We start from the raw sequence: 17,267 nt of genomic DNA, 5'->3' as shown, positions 1-17,267 counted from the left end.
TGTACGGCTTCGTACCCGATTCCGTGACAGCCGAGGCAAGACTCTATCGAGCTGAGCCATAGACCAGCATCTTACGCATCCCGACCTCTGCTATTTTCTATGGTCATCGAAGTGTGACCATCGATCGCGCACGGTTCGACGACGAGTGCTCGATGTTCACGCCAATGGCGCGAAACCAAATCGCAAACGCGAAGATCGCTAACAAGGCGACGGCCGCGATCGCTTCAGGGGGCGACATCCGCTTCATGGCGAGGGCCTCCGCGCGGGCAGAAAGACAGATCGATCCCGATAAGTTTACATGCCTCACCGACGGTTGCCGCCTACCGAAAAGGGTAGGCCACGCGGATGCGCAGATGTCTGCACATCCGGGCGGCCCACGTCATGAAATCAAAAAGGGGTTTGTACCGCTACTTCACCTTGCCGCCATCTCGCGCCGACGTCTGCGCAGACGCGATATCGTCTTCAAGGATAACCTGCGCACCCACAAGATCGACGGCGTTCGCCAGGCGATCGAAGCGGTCGGCGCCAAAGTGCGCTATTTGCCGGCCTACTCGCCGGACCTCAATCCGATCGAAATGGCATTCTCAAAGCTGAAGACGGCGCTGCGCAAGCGGGCCGCTCGCACCGTGACAACGCTGATGAAGTTGATCGGCAAGCTCATCAGGGCTGGATCATCCGGTGCAGCGTCCATGCTTCGCCGATGTAGACGTAGCGGACCACATCGCGCAGATCGAAGAAGACGCGCATCATCGCCGCCGCCATATCCTTGCCGAGAAAAGTCGGGTGCGGCTCGATCAGCGTCTCGCCATCGGATGTGATCGCGTGCCACATCGGCGCGATCTCGGCGCGCTTGGCGAAGTGGGCCTCGCAAAATTGCGAGGCCCGGTCGAACATTATACGCAACTCTTTTTCGCTCATGCTTCGACTCCGTAGGCGGTGCCAAGCGTGCGCGCCAAGGCGATCACGGCGCGGCGGTGCGTCTGATCGAGCCGCAGCATCGCCTCGTTGATCTCGACGCCATCCTTGGTTGCCAAGAAGCCCGCGAGCTTCGTCACCGTCGGCGGCTTTTTGCTGCCGACCAGATCGCCCATGAAGAACGACACGTCGCTTTCGAGCACGGTGGCGATCTGCTGCAGGCGTCCCGTGCTGACGCGGTTGACGCCCTTCTCGTATTTCTGGACCTGCTGAAAACTGACGCCCAGCTTATCGGCCAGCTCGGATTGGCTGATATGCAATTCCAGTCTGCGTTGCCGCAGCCGGTTGCCGATGATCTTGTCGATCCCGGTGACCGTGCGCGGGTGGGTTTTGCGTGCTGGCATCTACTTTCTCCTTGAGTGACCGTTGGTACGCTTCTTCGGTTTGGATTGCGCTTTGCGCTCTTGCCGCGCCAGCCAATCGGCGGCCACCTTGCGCTCGGACTCGACGTCGATCTCCTTTTTCTTGACGAACTCTTCCTCGTAACCGAGCGAGGTGATCACGGCGGCGATGGTCGCATGCTGCGGCGATCTCGTCGTGCCGTTGAACCAATTGTCGAGCGTCGAAGTCGAGACGCCCGAGATTTCGTGAACGATCTTCAGCTTCTTGATCAAACCCTCGTCCTGTATCAGCGTGCGCATCTTGTCGATGACCGGATTTTTGTCGATGTAGGAGTACGTCCGGTAAGTTCGCATAAACCCCCTAGCCATTGTGCGCTGCTCCCATCATCTCGATCTTATGTCCTTTCGCCGTCAGCTCGTAGCCGCTGCCGTTCTTCTTGATCAGACCGCCGCGCTTGGCGCGGTCCAGCACACCTGCAACACTCTTCGGCGACATGCCCTTCGCCGCCATGTGCTTGCGCAGATCGGCAGGCGACACCGGGCCTGCTTCAAGCGCAGCACGCAGCAAGATGTTGCCTGAGCCGGGAGAGGCGCGGCCCACAGGCCCATGCTTCACATCAGGAGCTGGCAGCGCAGGCACTGCGCCGCCGAGCTGAGCCCGCGCCTGGGCGGTGAGTTGGTGCACGCCCTTATTCGCACCAGCTTCAGCAAGGCCTTTCTTGCGCAGCTGATGCACAGCCCCGTAAGCGCGCGTCTTGTTTCCGCCGAGTGCGGCGCTGATCTCGCTGATGTGCGTCGGCCCCAACAACAACAGCTTGACGGTGAGCTCCTCAGCGCTCTCGCCGTTGCGAGCCTTCGCAGCTGCTTCCTCTAGCTGCTTCCGTCCAGCTCCTTGACCGCCGTGGCCGAGGTCGAGATGCAGGTCTACTATTCCGGGCATGTCATTTAGTTTGCGCAGCACGGGGCCGAGCGCGATCTCTTCTACTTCGAGTCTGATAGGAAACGTTTTAGGCATCGCTTTGATCACCTTTGCGTTGATCAGGTTTCAGGTCGGCGATGTGAGATTGGGGCAGAAGGGTAAAGGCAGCTTGAGATGCCGCACGAGTTTTTCCTCGCCTTTGTCGCACACACTTTTTGCCAAAGGGCGTCTCATGCTGCCCCAGCGAGAACGAGACCGACCCCCAAGGAGCTGTTAAAATAAGTGACACCGTGTCGGTTGTATAGCGGAGCAAAATATCTTCGGTCGTGGGCGAGTACAAACTGCCACCAATGCGTGATTTCAAAAACGAGCCCCCGCAGAAGCGGGGCCAAGGTTAGGGAGAATATGCGGTTTGTGACAGGCGTCATCCCGGTGCCGCAGCTCTCATGAGCTTGCTGCTTTCAGCGCGTCGATCTCCGCGCGCAACTCATCGTTCTGCGTCGATAGCCGCTGCACCGCCGACCACAGTGTCGTCAGCATGTAGCGGTCGTTGATCGCCTTGATCGACATCTCCTCTTCGCCGAGCGCTTCGGCTTCCTTGCTGTCCAGCTCCGGGATGTCGATGTGCTTGAGCGCCGCGCGCATCACACGGTCCACAACCGGGACGCCGATGTCGCGAACGGCAATCGGCACGAGCAGTTGGACATCCTGTGCATTCCAGCCGTACAGCGTTTCGTTGGCGACATCAGCGCGCCCGAAAAACATCTCGCGCGCCGCTGGGTTCGCTGGCGTGAATTCATTCACCGGCAGCGCATTGACGATGGCGAGCGCGGCAGCGGGATCAGTCTGTCTGGTGACGCTCTTGACGCGGGCATCCGATGTTTGCCAAGCGCCTGCGGCAAGGAAGGCGCCAGTGTTGCCGTAGAACGAATAAGTGGTGCCGGACAGGTTCTCGCCGCTCATGCCGTACAGGCTGGTGCCGTTCGCCCATCCGACGACCCCGGCGAAGCCCGGCCCATTGGCTCGACAGTCGGCGGCATAGCTTGCGGTTGCGCCGATGACGCTCAACGCTGTTATATTGGTGGCGTTCGGTTGGTTGATCGACAGCCCACCGGAACTTGCAAAAACCGCCCTGACGATGCCAGAGAAGCAGATGTTGATCGGGATCGTGCCAGCGCTCAGATTGATGTTGTAGCCGCTCGCATCGACGCCAAGCGTTCCGTAGGTCACGCCGCCTGTGCGGTAAAGCGTGATGGCACCGAAACCATTGTCGCCGGTCATGGCAATCGACTTCGGCTGCCACTGGCCCTGCTGCGTCAGCGTCGCGGTCGTATTCAGCGTCATCAGACCGCCAGCGGCGACCGAAGCGGGTGACGCAAAGAAATTCAGATTGCCTGTCGGTGGATCATCAATGATCGCGACACCATAACCGGCGCTCTGCGCTAACCATTGCGAGCCATCGGCGCTCACGAAGACATTGAACCCCAAGCTGGCATCAATCGACATTGAATAGCTGCCGACAGACGCGGGGTAGGCCGGTGCAGGTCGCACTGAGCCGACGCGCAGCGCGCCGGTCATTCGGTCGCCCGCCTTGATGACACGCGAGGTGTCGGATGGGTGAACGTGATCCTCGCGCGAGAAGTTACCCGAGACGCCGACAGCGCCGACGCTGGCCATGATCGGCGTAGCGGTGCCTGGACTGCCTGCACCGGGCACGCCTTGAACGCCCTGCGGGCCTTGCGGACCAACCAGCGACGTGCCTGACGGCCACGCGCCGCCAGCCTTCGGCCCATAGATGAAGTTGGTTGCGGTGTTGATGTAGAAGTTGCCGTTGACGCCGATCCCGGCAGTCGGCGCAACGGTGCCGTACAGCACGGTGTTGCCATCGACGCCCGGATTGCCCTGCGGCCCTTGCACGCCCTGCGCGCCTTGCGGGCCGGTATTGCCGATCACGCCTTGCGGGCCGGTATTGCCCTGCACGCCCTGCGGCCCCGGCGGCCCCGGCACTGTCGAGGCTGCGCCGGTCGGGCCGACAGGGCCTTCCGGGCCGACAGGGCCTTGGATGCCTTGCGCGCCCTGCGGCCCCTGCGGGCCTGTCAGGAGCACAGGCGCAGGCCAGATGCCGCCTTCCTTCGGCCCGTAGAATTGATGGGTCTCCTCGTTGTAGTAGAAGTCGCCATCGACGCCGAGCGAGCTGGTGGGATCGCTGGTGCCGCTCAGCACCGAATTGCCGCGCGCTCCAGGCGGGCCCTGATCGGGTGAGATGATGATCGCAACATCGTCCTGAATGATCTCGACCTCGCCGGTCACATCCAGCGTCTGCGTGATCGAAAAGTCGTTCATCGCGATGGTCCGGGGTTGACGGTGAGCACGCCAGACCAGAGCTGCTGCTTGACGCCGTTCAGCGTCATCACCAGCGACTGGTCATAGGGGCCGATGGTCATCTCCAGCAGCCGCTCGCGCGTGATCAGCACGGTGAAGCTGCCGCCCGGTCCATCGGCGATGTCGATCTCTCCGGTGTCGGTCGAGAGCGTTAGGAAGGCGGTCGCATCCTGCGCATGCCTGCGCGCCTTCATCACGAACGCTGCGCCGGTCAGGTCGATGGGATCACCGCTGAGCGTGCGATAGAGGAAGCTGCGGAAGAAGTCCGCATCGTTCGCAACGGTGATGTTGACCGTGGCCATCGCTCAGAATCCCTGATAGGCCGCGTCGATTGCCGCCAGCGTTGTGATGCTGCCGCCCGAGATGCCCGCGCTGGTCTGCTCAAAGGCCATGTAACACTGGTTGGTGTGCTCGGCGACCTTGGCCGACATCTGGATCATGGTCGGGGCATCGACATCGTAGAACAGCCCATCCGAGCCGAACCACTTCGTGGTGTAGGTGCTGTCGGCCAGAGCCAAGGCACGACCATCGGAGATCCGGCCGCGCGAGCGATCATCGGTCTTGACCGGGATGCCCGCCGCCGTCATGCCGCCGTTGACCTTGTTGAGGCGCGCGGTGCCGTTGTAGTTCTGCAGTTGCGCCTTGCTGTACTGGCCTGCCGCAGGCTGCGAGAAGTTCGCGCCGTCCCATAGATACAGCGGCAGGAAGTCGCTGACATAGTGGTAGATGTCGGCTTCATCCGGCACCGAAGGCGCGTCAGCCATGCCGTTGCTCGTGAGCCACGCCGCATAATCGCTGTCGCTGGTCGGCACATAGATGTTGCGCGCCGACGAAAGCACGTTGGCTGCATCGCCCGCGACGTGCCAATACCAATCTTTCGGGTTGAACATCGAAGCGCTCCCTTAATTGTACTGGCCGCCGCTTGTGAGGACGCCCGGTTGGTTGCCGGGGAAGTAGCTCGCGCCAGACCCCTGCGTGTTGATGACGCCGTTGAGGGCGGCGAAATACTTCTGGCCGGTGACGAAGCCTGCGCCGGGGAAGGTCGGTGCGCCTGGCACCGGCACCGCAATCGATCCGTTCGAACTGGCGACGGCAATCGCCGCCGTGACGTTCATTGAACCGGCGAAGTTGAACACTGAACCCTGCTGCAGGCCGATGAAGCCACTGAAGAAGGCCGCGAAGAGTTCCTGACAGGAGCTGCCCGTGTTGAAGGTGTGGCTGCCGGGATAGAGATAGCCGCCATACGCTTCGAAAATATAACCGGCAGTCGCGCCCTGCGATGCCGTGTTGATCGTGGCGATCGAGCCGCCGCTTGATGCGGCGAAATTGCACGGCGGGCCTTGGCCGGTGCCGGTCTGGGTGCAGAGATCGCGCACCACCATGTTGTTGGCGCTGGTGCAGAGGAAGGTGTGCTGGTTGTTGGCTCCCATCACGAAGGTCTGGGTTGGACCGGCACCCTTGACGATGATCGACGGGCCAATCACGTTCGGCGTCACGCACGGCTCATTGAAGGTGCCAGCCGACAGATTGATGGTCATCGTGTAGACCGAAGGCCCGTACTTGAACGTCTCCTGCATCGCGCGAACGATGGTCCTGAACGGGCCGTGCGGCGCGGCGACAACCGCCTGCGAGCCATCGTACAGCGCGTCGTCGCCGGTCACTGGGTTGACGTAAAGATTGGTGTTGGCGGCGAGGATCGGCACGAAGGCCGCAGGCGCGAACGATGCGCCGTACAGCTCGAAATTTCCGTGCGGTCCATTGTAGACAAGCAGCGCCCAGTAGCCACCCGGAAGATCACCGGCCTGCAGCGCAGGGCCGCCGCGCCGCACGATGTTCTTGCCGCTCAACCCGTTGATCGAAAGCACCGCAGGGCCGGTGTTGGTGATCGCGACCCGCACCCAGACGAACATGCCGTCGATGTACGCGGTCAGCGCCGGGGTCAGGGCAATCGAAAGAATGTTCACCGCGCCGCTGTCGATGCCTCTGATCACGCCAGCGGATTGCACCGACTTCGATGTCTGGTGCAGGTCCGCATTGTCAGGCACCAGCCCCGCATCGGTGAAGAAGTTGACCAGCTCGCGCTGCGGATACTCAATCGAAGCCGCTGGCGGGATCGAGCCCATCTGCCCGGTGGAGGGATCGCCGTTGATGTACGGGCCGTTCGGATCGCTCACGCCATATGGTGCGTTGTACTTCATTTGCTTTCCCCGCCGCTATGGCGTCCCAGCCATCGGATCGCCCGGATCGCTGAGACCGGAATAGTCGAAGATGATCTGCGTGTGCGCTGGCTTCCAACGGTTGAGCAGGCACTCAAGGTCATCGGCCAACTTGATGCGCAGATGAGGATCGGCGCCGCACTGGCTCGATGCGCAGCGAAACCAGACGAGGCCCGCCTGATGCACATGCACCGTCCAATAGAAGCGGTTGGTGTCGGGGCCGAGCCCGTAGTATGACCATTCCGACAGCTCGCCGAGCGCGACGTTCTCGCCGTCCGGATTTTTGATCGGCTGGCCCCACTCGTTGTACATCGGGTTGGAGCCGTCGCCGTGAACGCGATTGTCCCCGACGCGGTCGAGGCCGACCACGAAGGTCCGGTATTCGGTGATCGTGACCGAGTAGCCGATCTGCGCGGCGATGCCGATGAAGAACTCGCGCGACTGCGCGCCCTGCATCGTCATGCGCATGATCAGCGCCTGCTGTCGCTCCGCGATGCTTTGCGGGCTTTGATAGCAGGGATCGGGCAGGCCCCAGTTGCGCTCCCAGTCCGGCAGCAGCTCGATGGTCTGGCGCGGATCGCTCTCGCGCTCCAGCAGATCGGCGGCCCGGCCATCCACGAAGCCCCAGTAATCGCACAGGCCGGTGATCCCGCGCACCGTAGTGCTGTCAGGCGCGTGCCTCGGCCATGCTTGGCCCTGCGGCAGTAGCGCGAGATAGGCCTCGGTGTAGTCGCTGCCGCTGCGCCGGATGTGACGGTCGCTCATCAGACGTAACTGATGGTGCCGAGCACCGCCATGCTGCCGACCGATGCCATCACGTAATCGCTGGTGGAGATCAGCCGGAAGGACTGCACATGCGGGGCGTTCATGATGGCGAAACTGACCCACGCCGCGAAGATGGTTTGTCCAGGCGCGGCCTGCAGGAACAGCATGTCGCGAATGCTGGCCTCGATCTCGGCCTTGGCTTCATCGGTGTCAGGCACCAGCTCGGCGACGTTGACATCGATGAACTGCTTGATCGGCGCGAGCACGTAGCAATCCTTGACCGTGACCGGGCGCATCTTGTCGATGTAGTCGGCGGCCCGCTGGATGTCGTCGGGCTGCGGCCAGCCATCGTCATCGGGATAGAGATCGTCCATCAGGAAGCGCACGGTGATGGTGCCGACGCCTTGCTCTGGCGCGGCCCATGCGCGCGTCACGCCGGGGACCGCAAGCGCCCATTGCTCATAGTCGGCGATGCTGCCGCCCATCGGCGGGTTCTGGATGCGGTGCAGGATGCGGGATCGCAGCTGCGCATCGGTCTCGATGTCGGTGCCGCCGCTGACGTGGATGGTCGAGGCCGAGCCGACGCCATTGACGGGCGGCACGATGATCAGCGAGGAGCCATCGGGAATATTGCCGAGCGTGCCGGGATCGAGCGCGCGGATATTGGCGACGACAGGCGCGGCGACCGAGACGGTGATGTCCTCCATCGTCTCGAAAGTCACGCTCTGGTTCGGCGAGCCGGTATTGGCAGGCATGCCGAATCCGCTCTGCAGTTGCGTGAAGGCTGGCAGCACGGTGCCGTTGATGGTGCCGATGATGTTGGCGGTGCCGGTCGCCAGCGCGGGCATCTTGCGGCCCGTCGATCCATCGGAATTGACCAGCCAGATATCGCCGTGGCGGTCGAGCCACTCGGTCTCGGCGGTGTCAGGCAGCAGCTGCAGCGCGAGCCAGTCGATATACTGCAGGGTCAGATGGCAGAGCGCGCCCTGATTGTCCGACAGCACGCGCAGCACGCTGTTGCCAATATTGGCATCAGCTCCAGGCAGCGATGCATTCACGGCATCGCGCACCAGCGAGCGGACTTCTCGCAGTGTTGGTGTTGACCAAGGCATCCGCTACGGCCCCATCGCGTCCCAGAGCACCTCGTAACGCAGATCAATCGGCTGCGCGGGTCCTCGATAAACTCTCAGCAGTGCGTCGATGCGTTGCGTGTCCACGCGGTTCACCCAGACATCGAAGCTGGAGCAAACCTTGCGATCCACGAATGGCTGCATGGCGACGCGAATGTAGTTCTCGACCATCATCACGGTGGAGCCCTCGCGCGCCGATGCCGGGTTGATCTTGGCGCGGCGCAGCAGCCACAGCTTCGAGCCGATGGGCCAGCCGTTCCAGATCAGCTCGGCGTCGAGATCGCCCCACCAGCCGCAGCGATCGTTGCTGTCAGGATCGGGCAGCACATCATCAGGCGCGGCCAGCGCGTTGGTGCCGAGCGCAACGCAGACCGCTGTCGCCAACGCCTGCGAGTCGTCCAGCGTGCCATCGGGCAGCAGCAGCCAGTCCAGCGTGACGGAATATTTCGGAAAGATATTGTTCTGGACCAGCCGGATGTCGGGGACATTCGCGGCGCTGCTCATCGCTCACCCGACCTTGGCGTAGACGTTGACCGAGAGTCCTGCGTCGGTGCCGACGCGCCCGAAAGTGGCTTCGCCTTTCTTGGCCCCGAGGTAGACCTCGCCGCCGACGACATGCACATAGATTTTTCCGTCATCGAGCATCAGGTGCGCTTCCTTGCCCGCGAGGCGCGTGGCTCCAGCGGTGACATCGACAAAGCGGCTGGCCTTCTGGTTGTCCTTCTTGAGCGATTCCTGCCCGCGCTTTTGCTGGCCGCCCTGCGATCCGCCAGCGCTGCCATCGAGCGCCTGCACGCCCGCGCCACCGCTGCTCTGGCTGGAATTGCCTTCGCTGTCCTGATCGACCAGCGCCATGCGCACGGTCTTGTTCTGCGGCGCGCTCCAGAATCCACCATCCTGCGTCATGTGGAATTGCTGCTTGTCGCCGCGCCCGCGAAACATCGCGGTGTCGCCTTTGTCCAGCTTGTAGAGCCGATGCCGCCGATCATCCATCGGGCCCGATGCCGGGAAGGATCGGTTGCCGCCCATGAATCCGATGAAGGTCTCGGCGCTCGCGGTGATCTTGCCGTCCTGCCCCTTCTCGGCATCAAACACCACGCTGGTGAAACCATAATTCTGCGCGGCCTCGATCTCGGAGCGGGTCTCGTTGGCCATAAAGTTGCCGCCCATCTCCTGCATCAGCTTGGTGTCGTCCACCTTATCGACGACGCTGCGCGCCCCGCCTGCGGTATAGGCGCGGATCGAAGTATTAAGCGGCGTGGCCCGGTGCATAGTCTGCTCCTCTAGCCGGGGTTGAAGTTCGCGCGATCTCGCAGCAGCTCGGGGTTCACCAGATCGAGCGTGGTCAGCGTCCCGGTATTGTTGTCCTGGGTGAATGTGCAGTTCTGCATTTTCATATTGTTGTTCAGCATCGCCATCGGCGAGTAGACGAAGACATCATCGCCTGCGCGCCAGAGGCTGGAGCCATCGCGCAGCCAGCCTTGCACCACGATGGTTGCCTGAATCGTGGTGCCTTCATGCCAGACGCTTTCGTTCTTCGCGCGGGCCTGTATCTCGGCCTGCGTCTTCACCGGCTGCTCGGCGGCAGTGATCAGCTTGCTGAACACCGGGGATGAGCCGCCGACCTTGCCGGTCAGCTCGCTGGCGGCAGTGCCTGAATTGTCGTCGCTGGCTGGTGCCTGCCCATCGACCCGATATTCGGTATAGGTATGCTCGTGCGTGATCACGCACTGGCATGATTTGATGTTCTGGCCTTCCACCAGCTGGGCCACGACAGCCCCGGAATGATCGCCGATCAGCAGGAAGTTGCCCTGACTATCCGAGCCCATCACCACGCCGCGAGGTCGCGCGATGCGTTCAAGGAAGTCCCAGACCAGCTCGCCCTTTTCGTTCTGCAGCTTGTCGAACGGCGTCATGTCGGGCAAGCCGATCACTTTCAGCCCGACGCCATAGGAGGAGATCACCTCCTGCGCCACCTGCACGATGTTCTTCTTGTCGAAGTTGCCGGTCTTGGTATCAACGCTTGAGCGCGCCGCCCAGGCGGTGGCGCTCTTGCCGATCAGCATCACGCCGTGCGCGTGCGCGTCATAGGCGACCTGTCGCGTCTCGATGTAGCCGCTGACCGCGCGCTGCCCAGCCAGATCGATGGTGCATTGATCACCCGGCTTGAACTGCAGCTTTGCGATCAGCGGGAAGGGCCCGCCCTTCTTGTTGATGATCGGGTCGCGCTCGGCTGCAGTGAAGCGGAAATAGGTGAAGCTGTCGGCCCAGCGGTGCTGCACCCAGACCGATTCCCAGTCTTCGAACTTCTGGCCGTTGACTTCAAGAACGGCGACTTCTTGCGGTTTCGGCATGATGATCAGGCCGACAGCGCTTGGCCGCTCGGCTGGCAGAAAGCCGGATGCACGACCTTGTTCTCGGCGCGCAGCTCATCGCTGCGCGAGGCGTCGGCATAGAGTTTGTAAGCCATCACCAGACTCGGCAGCGGCTCGTAAAATCTGAAGTTGACCACGCGCGGCAGCGGTCGCGCGGTCGCTGCCAGATGCTGAGTGACGGCACCATGCAGCGCCACCAGCATCTGGAAAGTCATCTGGTCCATATCGTCGGCGGCGATCTCCTCGGCGTCCTGGAACGGCTGCTGCAGCTGCTGCTTGATCGCGGTGACATCCTGTCGGCTGACAAAGGTCATGCTGGCGATGATGCGGCACTGCGCGGCGAGGCAAAGCCGGATGCCCGCGTCCATCACCAGCGCGCCGCCCAGCGTTACCGGGGCCTCGCCCTCGATCTGCTGGCGGACATACTCCAGCTGCTGCGCCTTCGCGCCAGCCTGCCGCGCCAGCTCGAAGCATTCATCGAGCGGCGGGCCCAGCGCGTCATCGATGCAAAGTTTGTAAGCGTTTGCCCGCGTGTCGCTGATGGCGGTGCGGGCTTCTGATCCGGCGCGGCCCTGCGATGGCACGGTGCCAAGCAGATTGGTCAGCATCCGGTCAACTATCGGTGCGGCTTCATTGGCGTCGAGCCGCTTCATCGGTTGAGCCCAATCGCTGGCGGCAGCGGCAGAGCTGACAGCGAGCGCAGCACCTGAGATCGCAGCGCCTCGCTGGTCTGCACAATCGCGGTGGCAGTGGCGGCGGCTGGCGCAAAGGTCTGCGGATCGAGCCCGTACTCCATGAACGTCATGTCGATCACGCAATAGCCGCCGAAGCGCTCCTCTTCGGTCAGGCGATAGCGCGGGCAGATCACCAGCTGCGAGGCCTGCGTCGGCAGCTGCAGCGTGCCTGGACCTTCGGCCTCCAACTGCCTGACCAGCTGATCGCGCGGCTGGCGGTAGTCGCGCTGATAGAGCGAGTCGCCGCTGTCGTAGGGAAACACGATGCAGTAGCCGCGCACGTTGAACTCGCGCGCAGCTCGGCCCATGTCCTCGGCATAGGGCAGGTCCTTTTTCGGGAACTGATGCTGCACGATCCTGCGCCCGCTCTCGCGCCCGTTGGCCTCGCAATGGAAGCGAGCGCCATTGAACGAGGCGGGCATCAGGCTTTGCCGCCACAGCGCGGGCAGATCGAAAATGTTGCTCATATCGGCGGGCTCTCCATTCCCGGCCCTCGGCGCGCGGGCTCCATCTGCGTCTGGCGATTGATCTCGACATTCTTGAACAGGCCGCCGCCTTCAGCGCCGACGCTGGTGCCCTTCGGCGCGTTGACATCGACACTGATCTTGCCGGTGCCTTCGACCTTGGTGGATGCGGCCTGCGTCTTGTCGATCTGCTGGCGATCCCGAACCGCCAGCGCGGCGCGCTTCGCGGTCAAGCCTTCGTCGGCTTCCTTGTGGCCCGGATTGACTTCGCCATGTCCGAAGATCGGCGTGTTCGGATATCGCAACGCCATAAACTTCGCATAGGCCTGCGCCTGCTGCGGCGTGACATCCTTGTCGTCCTTGGCGATGATCTCCATGCCGACGACATTGCGGTTCGAGAGGCCTGCACCCTTGCCCCAGCCGGTTCTCATGTGCGACGCGCCGGGGCTGCCGGTCTGGACGATGTTGCCTTCGCGATCCATCACATACTGAACGCCGAGGCCGCGCTGGCGCAGCGTGTTCTGCACGCCCGCAACGCTGCCGCGCCCGCCAGTATGATGGGTGATGAAGGCTGCAGGATCACCGCCGCCGACTGCGCTCACTCTCGGCGGCAGATCGCCCGCTGGTGTGTCGCCAGCGCCAGCGCCGCTACCTGGGCCAGCGGTCTGCCCGTTCGGTGCTGGACCTCCCGGCAATCCCTCGCGCGGCCCGACGCCGACGCGTGCTGCACCGTGGTACGGACGCCAGCCGGTCTTCCCCACATTCGACAGCGCGTAGTCGATGGTCGCTTTCTCGTTCGCCGGATCGAGCGGATCGAGGCCGGTCTTTTTCTGAAACTCGTTGCCGAGCCCGCCGCCTGTATAGAGCTGGAATGCACCGCCGGACTTGCCGCGATCACCGAGGAAGGTCCGCAGGCCTTCCGACTTCGCCACGCGAACCGCTGTATCGGGATCGACGCCATACTTCTTTGCGGTCTCGCGGATATAGGGCTCCATCCCGCGCGGATCGTCGCCCTTGCCGAGCGAGATCGGTCCCTTGGTGTTCGGCGTGCCGCCACCGCCGCCGCCATGCGCTGGTGTCGATCCTGCGCCTGCGCCCGAGCCTGCACCGACATCGCTGCCATAGGGCGCGCTCCGGCCGAGGTCGGCATAGCCGCCGCCGCCGAAGGGGCGGCCCATGCCGCCGCCACCGCGCGGCCCAAAGGGCCCGCCGCCGCCCGGACTGTAGGCTGCAGGGATGATGCCGCCGCCGCCAGCGCCGCCACCGAATCCGGTCGGCTGGTAGCCGCCGCCGCGCAGCAGCTCGGTCAGCTGCTTGGTGGCCTCGGTGTTCTTCTCCAGCTCCTGCGGGACGCGATCTTTCCATCGATCCTCGAATGACCTTCCGCCACCGCCGCCGCCGATGCCGAACTTGTCGAACTTTTCCTGAATGCTCTCCTTGGCCTTGTCGGGCCGCAGCAGGTGCTCCTCCTGCACTTGTGTGATCTTCTTGGTGAGGGAATCGAGCGCGCCCTCGGCCAGCTTCAGCGCGGTGATCAGGTACGGGATGAAGGGCTGCTTCATCGACTCGACCAGATCGTCGTACTTCTTGGTGACCTGTCCCCACTGGTTGGCCAGCGCCACCGCGTTGGCCTGTCGCGCATCGGCGAGTTTCTGCTCCTCGGCGCTCAGCTTGGTGAGCGCGCCAGCCGCAGCCAGCTGCGCGTTGTAGCCCTGCAGCTGCCAGAAATTGTTGCGGCGGTTGGCGGCTTCCTGCTCGCTGGCTCCCGCCCTGATGGCGTTGCGATAGACCTGCTCGCCCCCCTCGCGGATGATGTTGAGCTGGGTGGTGATGTCCTTCGCATGCGTCAGGCGGTCGAGATAGGCCTGCATGTTGGCGACCGACTGCGCATCGGGCCCTGCGTTCTTCAGCAGCTCCAGCCGCAGCTGACTGCCTTGGCGCTGCAGGTCCGCGATCTTCGCCGACACCGCGCTCACCGAATTGGCGGCGGTCTCGCCCGAGATGCCGAAGGCCTTCAGCTGCTCGATGACATCCTTGTATTGCGAGGGGCTCACGCCGATCTGTTTCGCCTGCTGGTTCAGCGTCCTGATCTTCTCGGCATATTCGACCAGCGCCTTGCTCTGCCGCATGATCTCGAAGCCGAACAGCGCGAGCCCCGCGGCGCCAGCGGCCAGCCCGCCGCGTAGCATGCCGAGCCCCTTGAAGGTCTCGCCGATCTCGTTGCCGAGGCCCTTAATCGTTTGCTGCAGCTCGCCGGTTTCGCGCTTGAACTTTTCGAGATGCTGCTGACCAGCGCCGCTGCCGAGCAGCTTGACCTCTTCATTGAGTTTCGTCAGCCCAGCCGAAGCGTTGTCGGCCAGCGTAACTGTTAGGCGCAGCTCTTCCTGTTCAGTGGCCATCAGTCATCATCATCTGCTGCTGCCTGCTGCGCGCGGTCAATCTGCGCGGTGCGATGCAGGTGCAACCAGACATCGCTCAGCGGCATCGACAAAAACACTTCAGGGCTGACGTGATACCAGCGTGCCAGGCGGTAGCAGTCGAGGATGATCTCCTCCTCGCTGCCTACCAGGCCGCTGGATCGGGAAGAAAAAAACGCCGCAGCCGGTAGGCGCAGCTGTTCCAGTCGCGCGGGTCCATCTCCTCGATGAACGGCGGCAGCACTCCCGACAGCGCTGCGATCATGTAGGACATCTTGCGCTCGTCGATCAGCACATCACCGTCTTGATTGACGCGGATCGGATTGCCATAGCGGTTGATGTCACCAGCTCGCGGCTCGCGCAGCGAGATTTCCCTGACATCCTCACCGCGATTGTTGCGGATCGGCTTATAGATCAGTTTGACGATGATGGGCCACTCATCCTGCTCCAGCGGCCCCACTTCATCCGGGGACGGCTCGATCTCGGGCGGCGGCACCGCCCGCTTGGTGCCGCTCGGCGGGATGATCTCGGGCTCGGGCTTGTCGTCCACGAAGCCCTCATGTCTCGGCTTGACGTTCACAGGGCCATCTCCTCACACGTCAGGCCTTCCCAGCGCACGCGGACCTGACCATCTCGGGTGTTGTTCTCGAAGCCGCCCTTGCAGGTCGCGCTGGTGAGCACGTACTGCATGCGGTTGGCAAGCTGCGCGACCACCGTGACATCGGTCTCGGCGAGCAGCGTCTCCAGCGACAGGCCGGGGACGGTTGACAGATCGCCCTCGATGTACCGCACGCGCGGCAGCTCCTGATAGCCATGCACGCCGTCCTGTCCCGCGATCATGGTGCGCTCGACGGGCGACGGGCTGACCGTGAAGTTGCCGCGCAGCGCCAGCTGATCGCCATCGACGGTCAGGAAGGCGATGCCCGCGATTCTTTGTGCCATTGTTCAGTCTCCTCTGGAGTTGCGGGGTGAGATCAGGAAGCGCCCGACGCGGCGTTGAACGGCGGCGACGGCTGGCCGATGATCTGGCTGTCGATGCCTCGGTCGTACTGCAGCCTGAACTGCGCCAGCACCGCGAAGATGCGCAGCTGGTTGATCAGGTCAGGCGGATACAGGACGTTGACGCGGTTCGGATCGTTGGGGTCGCGCTCAACGATCAGGTGCTGCTTGAAGGCCGCGAGGTTCTCGACAAGGCCGACATACATATCCTGCTGATACTCGGAGACCAGCTCGGCCTTGATGATGCCGGGAGTGACGATGGCCTGACCTGCGCCGAACTTGGTGCCGTCATCAGCCAGCTTGTGGCGCGGGAATTTCGACGTGATGGCGTGCTTCTGATTGCGCAGCAGCTTCGCCAGTGTCGCGAGCGTCGTCACCAGCTCATAGGCATCATCGGGCTGGCCGTAGAGGTTGGTCTGATACGTGGTCTGCTCTCGCGCGATCATCGGCTGGTTGTCGGCACCGATCTTTGCGATGGCGAGGCCATTGGATGCCAGCGAGTTCAGCTCAACGAAGTCGAACCGCTCGTGGATCGGCGCGGCCTTGATCTGGTTCAGCGTCAGCGCCTGCAGCGGACGCGCCGGATCGTTGATCAGGGCTCGCTGCGCCTTCGCAGCATAGGCCGCCGCCCACTCGAATGAAGGCGAGGGCGAAGCGACTTCCAGCGCCATCACCGACTCGACGCCGCTGTTGTACTGGTCGCCGAACAGCACGAGATCGGCATAGGTGCCGCGCTTGGCCGAGAAGACATGGCCGAACAACTCGCGCTGCCAGCCCCAGCGGCCCTGATCGGTGAAACCATATTCCTGATCCCACGCGAACAGCGAGTTGCTGTCGGTGTACGGCATTGCGACATATTCGAACGGCTCTTCGCCGAGGTTGATGATCGCGTTGTCGAAGTCAGGCGCTCCGGTGCCGCCAGTCAGGAATGCGGTCGAAGGCAGATCGATGCCGAGCCCGATGGGAGTCTGCTCGCCGCCTCGGCTGCCGTAGTAGTTCAGCGAGACGCTGATGTCGTTGGCGTTGACGCTCTTGAACACCGAGGTGATGGTGACCGCGCCAGTGACGGATGCAGCAGTGACAGGAAGCGCCACGTCCGCATTGATCGCAGCGGCGATGGCGTCGGCGATCTCGGGGATGGTGTCAGTGGTCGAGACCTGCACCGGAACATGCTCGCCCGCGATGTACAGATGGATGGTGCCAGCAGCAGTCGGCACGGTGGTGATCGTGACGTCGCCAGTGGCAGCTGCCGCGCCGACCGGCTCGGCGACCGGCAAGCCCCAGACCTCGTTAGCGAAGTTGTTGGCGAAGAACGCCTTGAACATTCGCGCCAGCTCAGAGCCTTCACCGAAAGCCTGATCGGCCTGCGCCTGGCTGCCAATCGGAATCGCGATGTCCTCGGTGGCATTGCCTGCGGCGACTTTCATGCCGACCAGCAGCGCCCGCAGATTGATGGTCGGCAGGCCTGCCATCGACGGATCGACTTCGACCCAGTAGAGCGGCACCTTGATATTGGCGGGGATGTTGGCAAAGCTAATCGGCATAGCGTC

General features: G+C 63.1%; 20 protein-coding genes and 1 pseudogene. 1 reads left to right on the top strand and 20 read right to left on the bottom strand.

Annotated features, from left to right (window positions below; all coding sequences use genetic code 11):
* Nucleotides 1–103: 103 nt before the first annotated feature.
* A complete protein-coding gene (locus tag HAP48_RS28395) occupies nt 104–247 on the bottom strand; it encodes a hypothetical protein (protein WP_224497165.1) in 144 nt (47 codons plus the stop codon).
* Here HAP48_RS28395 and HAP48_RS28390 point away from each other — a divergent pair.
* Nucleotides 246–662: pseudogene (locus HAP48_RS28390) on the top strand (transposase); the annotation flags it as partial. The gene HAP48_RS28395 and the pseudogene HAP48_RS28390 sit on opposite strands and share 2 nt — an antisense overlap.
* Here HAP48_RS28390 and HAP48_RS28385 read toward each other — a convergent pair.
* The 19 genes from HAP48_RS28385 to HAP48_RS28295 form a co-directional block, all read right to left on the bottom strand.
* Nucleotides 661–918: a hypothetical protein gene (locus tag HAP48_RS28385; RefSeq protein WP_224497164.1), complete on the bottom strand. Its 258-nt coding sequence runs from the start codon at nt 916–918 to the stop codon at nt 661–663. The pseudogene HAP48_RS28390 and the gene HAP48_RS28385 overlap by 2 nt on opposite strands.
* Entirely contained in the window at nt 915–1,319 is a 405-nt protein-coding gene (locus HAP48_RS28380; protein ID WP_029085690.1) for a helix-turn-helix domain-containing protein, read from the bottom strand. Before HAP48_RS28380 ends, HAP48_RS28385 begins: the two co-directional genes overlap by 4 nt.
* On the bottom strand, nt 1,320–1,685 hold the full coding sequence (locus tag HAP48_RS28375) for a hypothetical protein (RefSeq protein WP_156929198.1): 366 nt from the start codon (nt 1,683–1,685) through the stop codon (nt 1,320–1,322).
* Nucleotides 1,678–2,331 (bottom strand): hypothetical protein, encoded by a 654-nt coding sequence (locus tag HAP48_RS28370; protein ID WP_176399240.1) that lies wholly within the window; start codon nt 2,329–2,331, stop codon nt 1,678–1,680. Before HAP48_RS28370 ends, HAP48_RS28375 begins: the two co-directional genes overlap by 8 nt.
* Nucleotides 2,332–2,679: 348 nt before the next feature.
* Nucleotides 2,680–4,578 (bottom strand): collagen-like domain-containing protein, encoded by a 1,899-nt coding sequence (locus HAP48_RS50195; RefSeq protein ID WP_166202946.1) that lies wholly within the window; start codon nt 4,576–4,578, stop codon nt 2,680–2,682.
* Nucleotides 4,575–4,919 carry a hypothetical protein gene (locus HAP48_RS28360; protein WP_166202944.1) on the bottom strand — a complete coding sequence of 115 codons (345 nt, stop codon included), beginning with the start codon at nt 4,917–4,919 and terminating at the stop codon, nt 4,575–4,577. The genes HAP48_RS50195 and HAP48_RS28360 overlap by 4 nt, the downstream gene beginning before the upstream one ends.
* Nucleotides 4,920–4,922: 3 nt before the next feature.
* Nucleotides 4,923–5,507 carry a DUF4376 domain-containing protein gene (locus HAP48_RS28355; RefSeq protein WP_166202942.1) on the bottom strand — a complete coding sequence of 195 codons (585 nt, stop codon included), beginning with the start codon at nt 5,505–5,507 and terminating at the stop codon, nt 4,923–4,925.
* 12 nt (nt 5,508–5,519) lie between these two features.
* Nucleotides 5,520–6,815, bottom strand: a complete 1,296-nt coding sequence (locus tag HAP48_RS28350; RefSeq protein WP_029085685.1) for a hypothetical protein — start codon at nt 6,813–6,815, stop codon at nt 5,520–5,522.
* Between the two features lie 15 nt (nt 6,816–6,830).
* Nucleotides 6,831–7,598: a YmfQ family protein gene (locus tag HAP48_RS28345; RefSeq protein WP_166208386.1), complete on the bottom strand. Its 768-nt coding sequence runs from the start codon at nt 7,596–7,598 to the stop codon at nt 6,831–6,833.
* Nucleotides 7,598–8,710 carry a baseplate J/gp47 family protein gene (locus HAP48_RS28340; RefSeq protein ID WP_176399239.1) on the bottom strand — a complete coding sequence of 371 codons (1,113 nt, stop codon included), beginning with the start codon at nt 8,708–8,710 and terminating at the stop codon, nt 7,598–7,600. Before HAP48_RS28340 ends, HAP48_RS28345 begins: the two co-directional genes overlap by 1 nt.
* Nucleotides 8,711–8,713: 3 nt before the next feature.
* Nucleotides 8,714–9,232 carry a phage GP46 family protein gene (locus HAP48_RS28335; protein ID WP_051346913.1) on the bottom strand — a complete coding sequence of 173 codons (519 nt, stop codon included), beginning with the start codon at nt 9,230–9,232 and terminating at the stop codon, nt 8,714–8,716.
* Nucleotides 9,233–9,235: 3 nt separating this feature from the next.
* On the bottom strand, nt 9,236–10,000 hold the full coding sequence (locus HAP48_RS28330) for a phage baseplate assembly protein domain-containing protein (protein WP_029085683.1): 765 nt from the start codon (nt 9,998–10,000) through the stop codon (nt 9,236–9,238).
* A gap of 11 nt (nt 10,001–10,011) precedes the next feature.
* Nucleotides 10,012–11,082 carry a phage baseplate assembly protein gene (locus HAP48_RS28325; RefSeq protein WP_166208390.1) on the bottom strand — a complete coding sequence of 357 codons (1,071 nt, stop codon included), beginning with the start codon at nt 11,080–11,082 and terminating at the stop codon, nt 10,012–10,014.
* A 5-nt stretch (nt 11,083–11,087) separates the two neighbouring features.
* Entirely contained in the window at nt 11,088–11,756 is a 669-nt protein-coding gene (locus tag HAP48_RS28320) for a hypothetical protein (protein WP_029085681.1), read from the bottom strand.
* On the bottom strand, nt 11,753–12,304 hold the full coding sequence (locus HAP48_RS28315) for a DNA circularization N-terminal domain-containing protein (protein ID WP_166208392.1): 552 nt from the start codon (nt 12,302–12,304) through the stop codon (nt 11,753–11,755). Before HAP48_RS28315 ends, HAP48_RS28320 begins: the two co-directional genes overlap by 4 nt.
* Nucleotides 12,301–14,700, bottom strand: a complete 2,400-nt coding sequence (locus HAP48_RS28310; RefSeq protein ID WP_166208394.1) for an N-acetylmuramoyl-L-alanine amidase — start codon at nt 14,698–14,700, stop codon at nt 12,301–12,303. Before HAP48_RS28310 ends, HAP48_RS28315 begins: the two co-directional genes overlap by 4 nt.
* 163 nt (nt 14,701–14,863) lie before the next feature.
* Entirely contained in the window at nt 14,864–15,298 is a 435-nt protein-coding gene (locus tag HAP48_RS28305) for a phage tail assembly protein (protein ID WP_029085679.1), read from the bottom strand.
* On the bottom strand, nt 15,295–15,660 hold the full coding sequence (locus HAP48_RS28300; RefSeq protein WP_166208396.1) for a phage tail tube protein: 366 nt from the start codon (nt 15,658–15,660) through the stop codon (nt 15,295–15,297). Before HAP48_RS28300 ends, HAP48_RS28305 begins: the two co-directional genes overlap by 4 nt.
* A gap of 32 nt (nt 15,661–15,692) precedes the next feature.
* Nucleotides 15,693–17,261: a phage tail sheath C-terminal domain-containing protein gene (locus HAP48_RS28295; protein WP_166208398.1), complete on the bottom strand. Its 1,569-nt coding sequence runs from the start codon at nt 17,259–17,261 to the stop codon at nt 15,693–15,695.
* Between the last annotated feature and the right edge of the window lie 6 nt (nt 17,262–17,267).

It is taken from the genome of Bradyrhizobium septentrionale (assembly GCF_011516645.4).
Lineage (GTDB): Bacteria > Pseudomonadota > Alphaproteobacteria > Rhizobiales > Xanthobacteraceae > Bradyrhizobium > Bradyrhizobium septentrionale.
The sequence above is the reverse complement of the archived record's forward strand: the minus strand, read 5'-3'. Positions and strand labels throughout refer to the sequence as shown.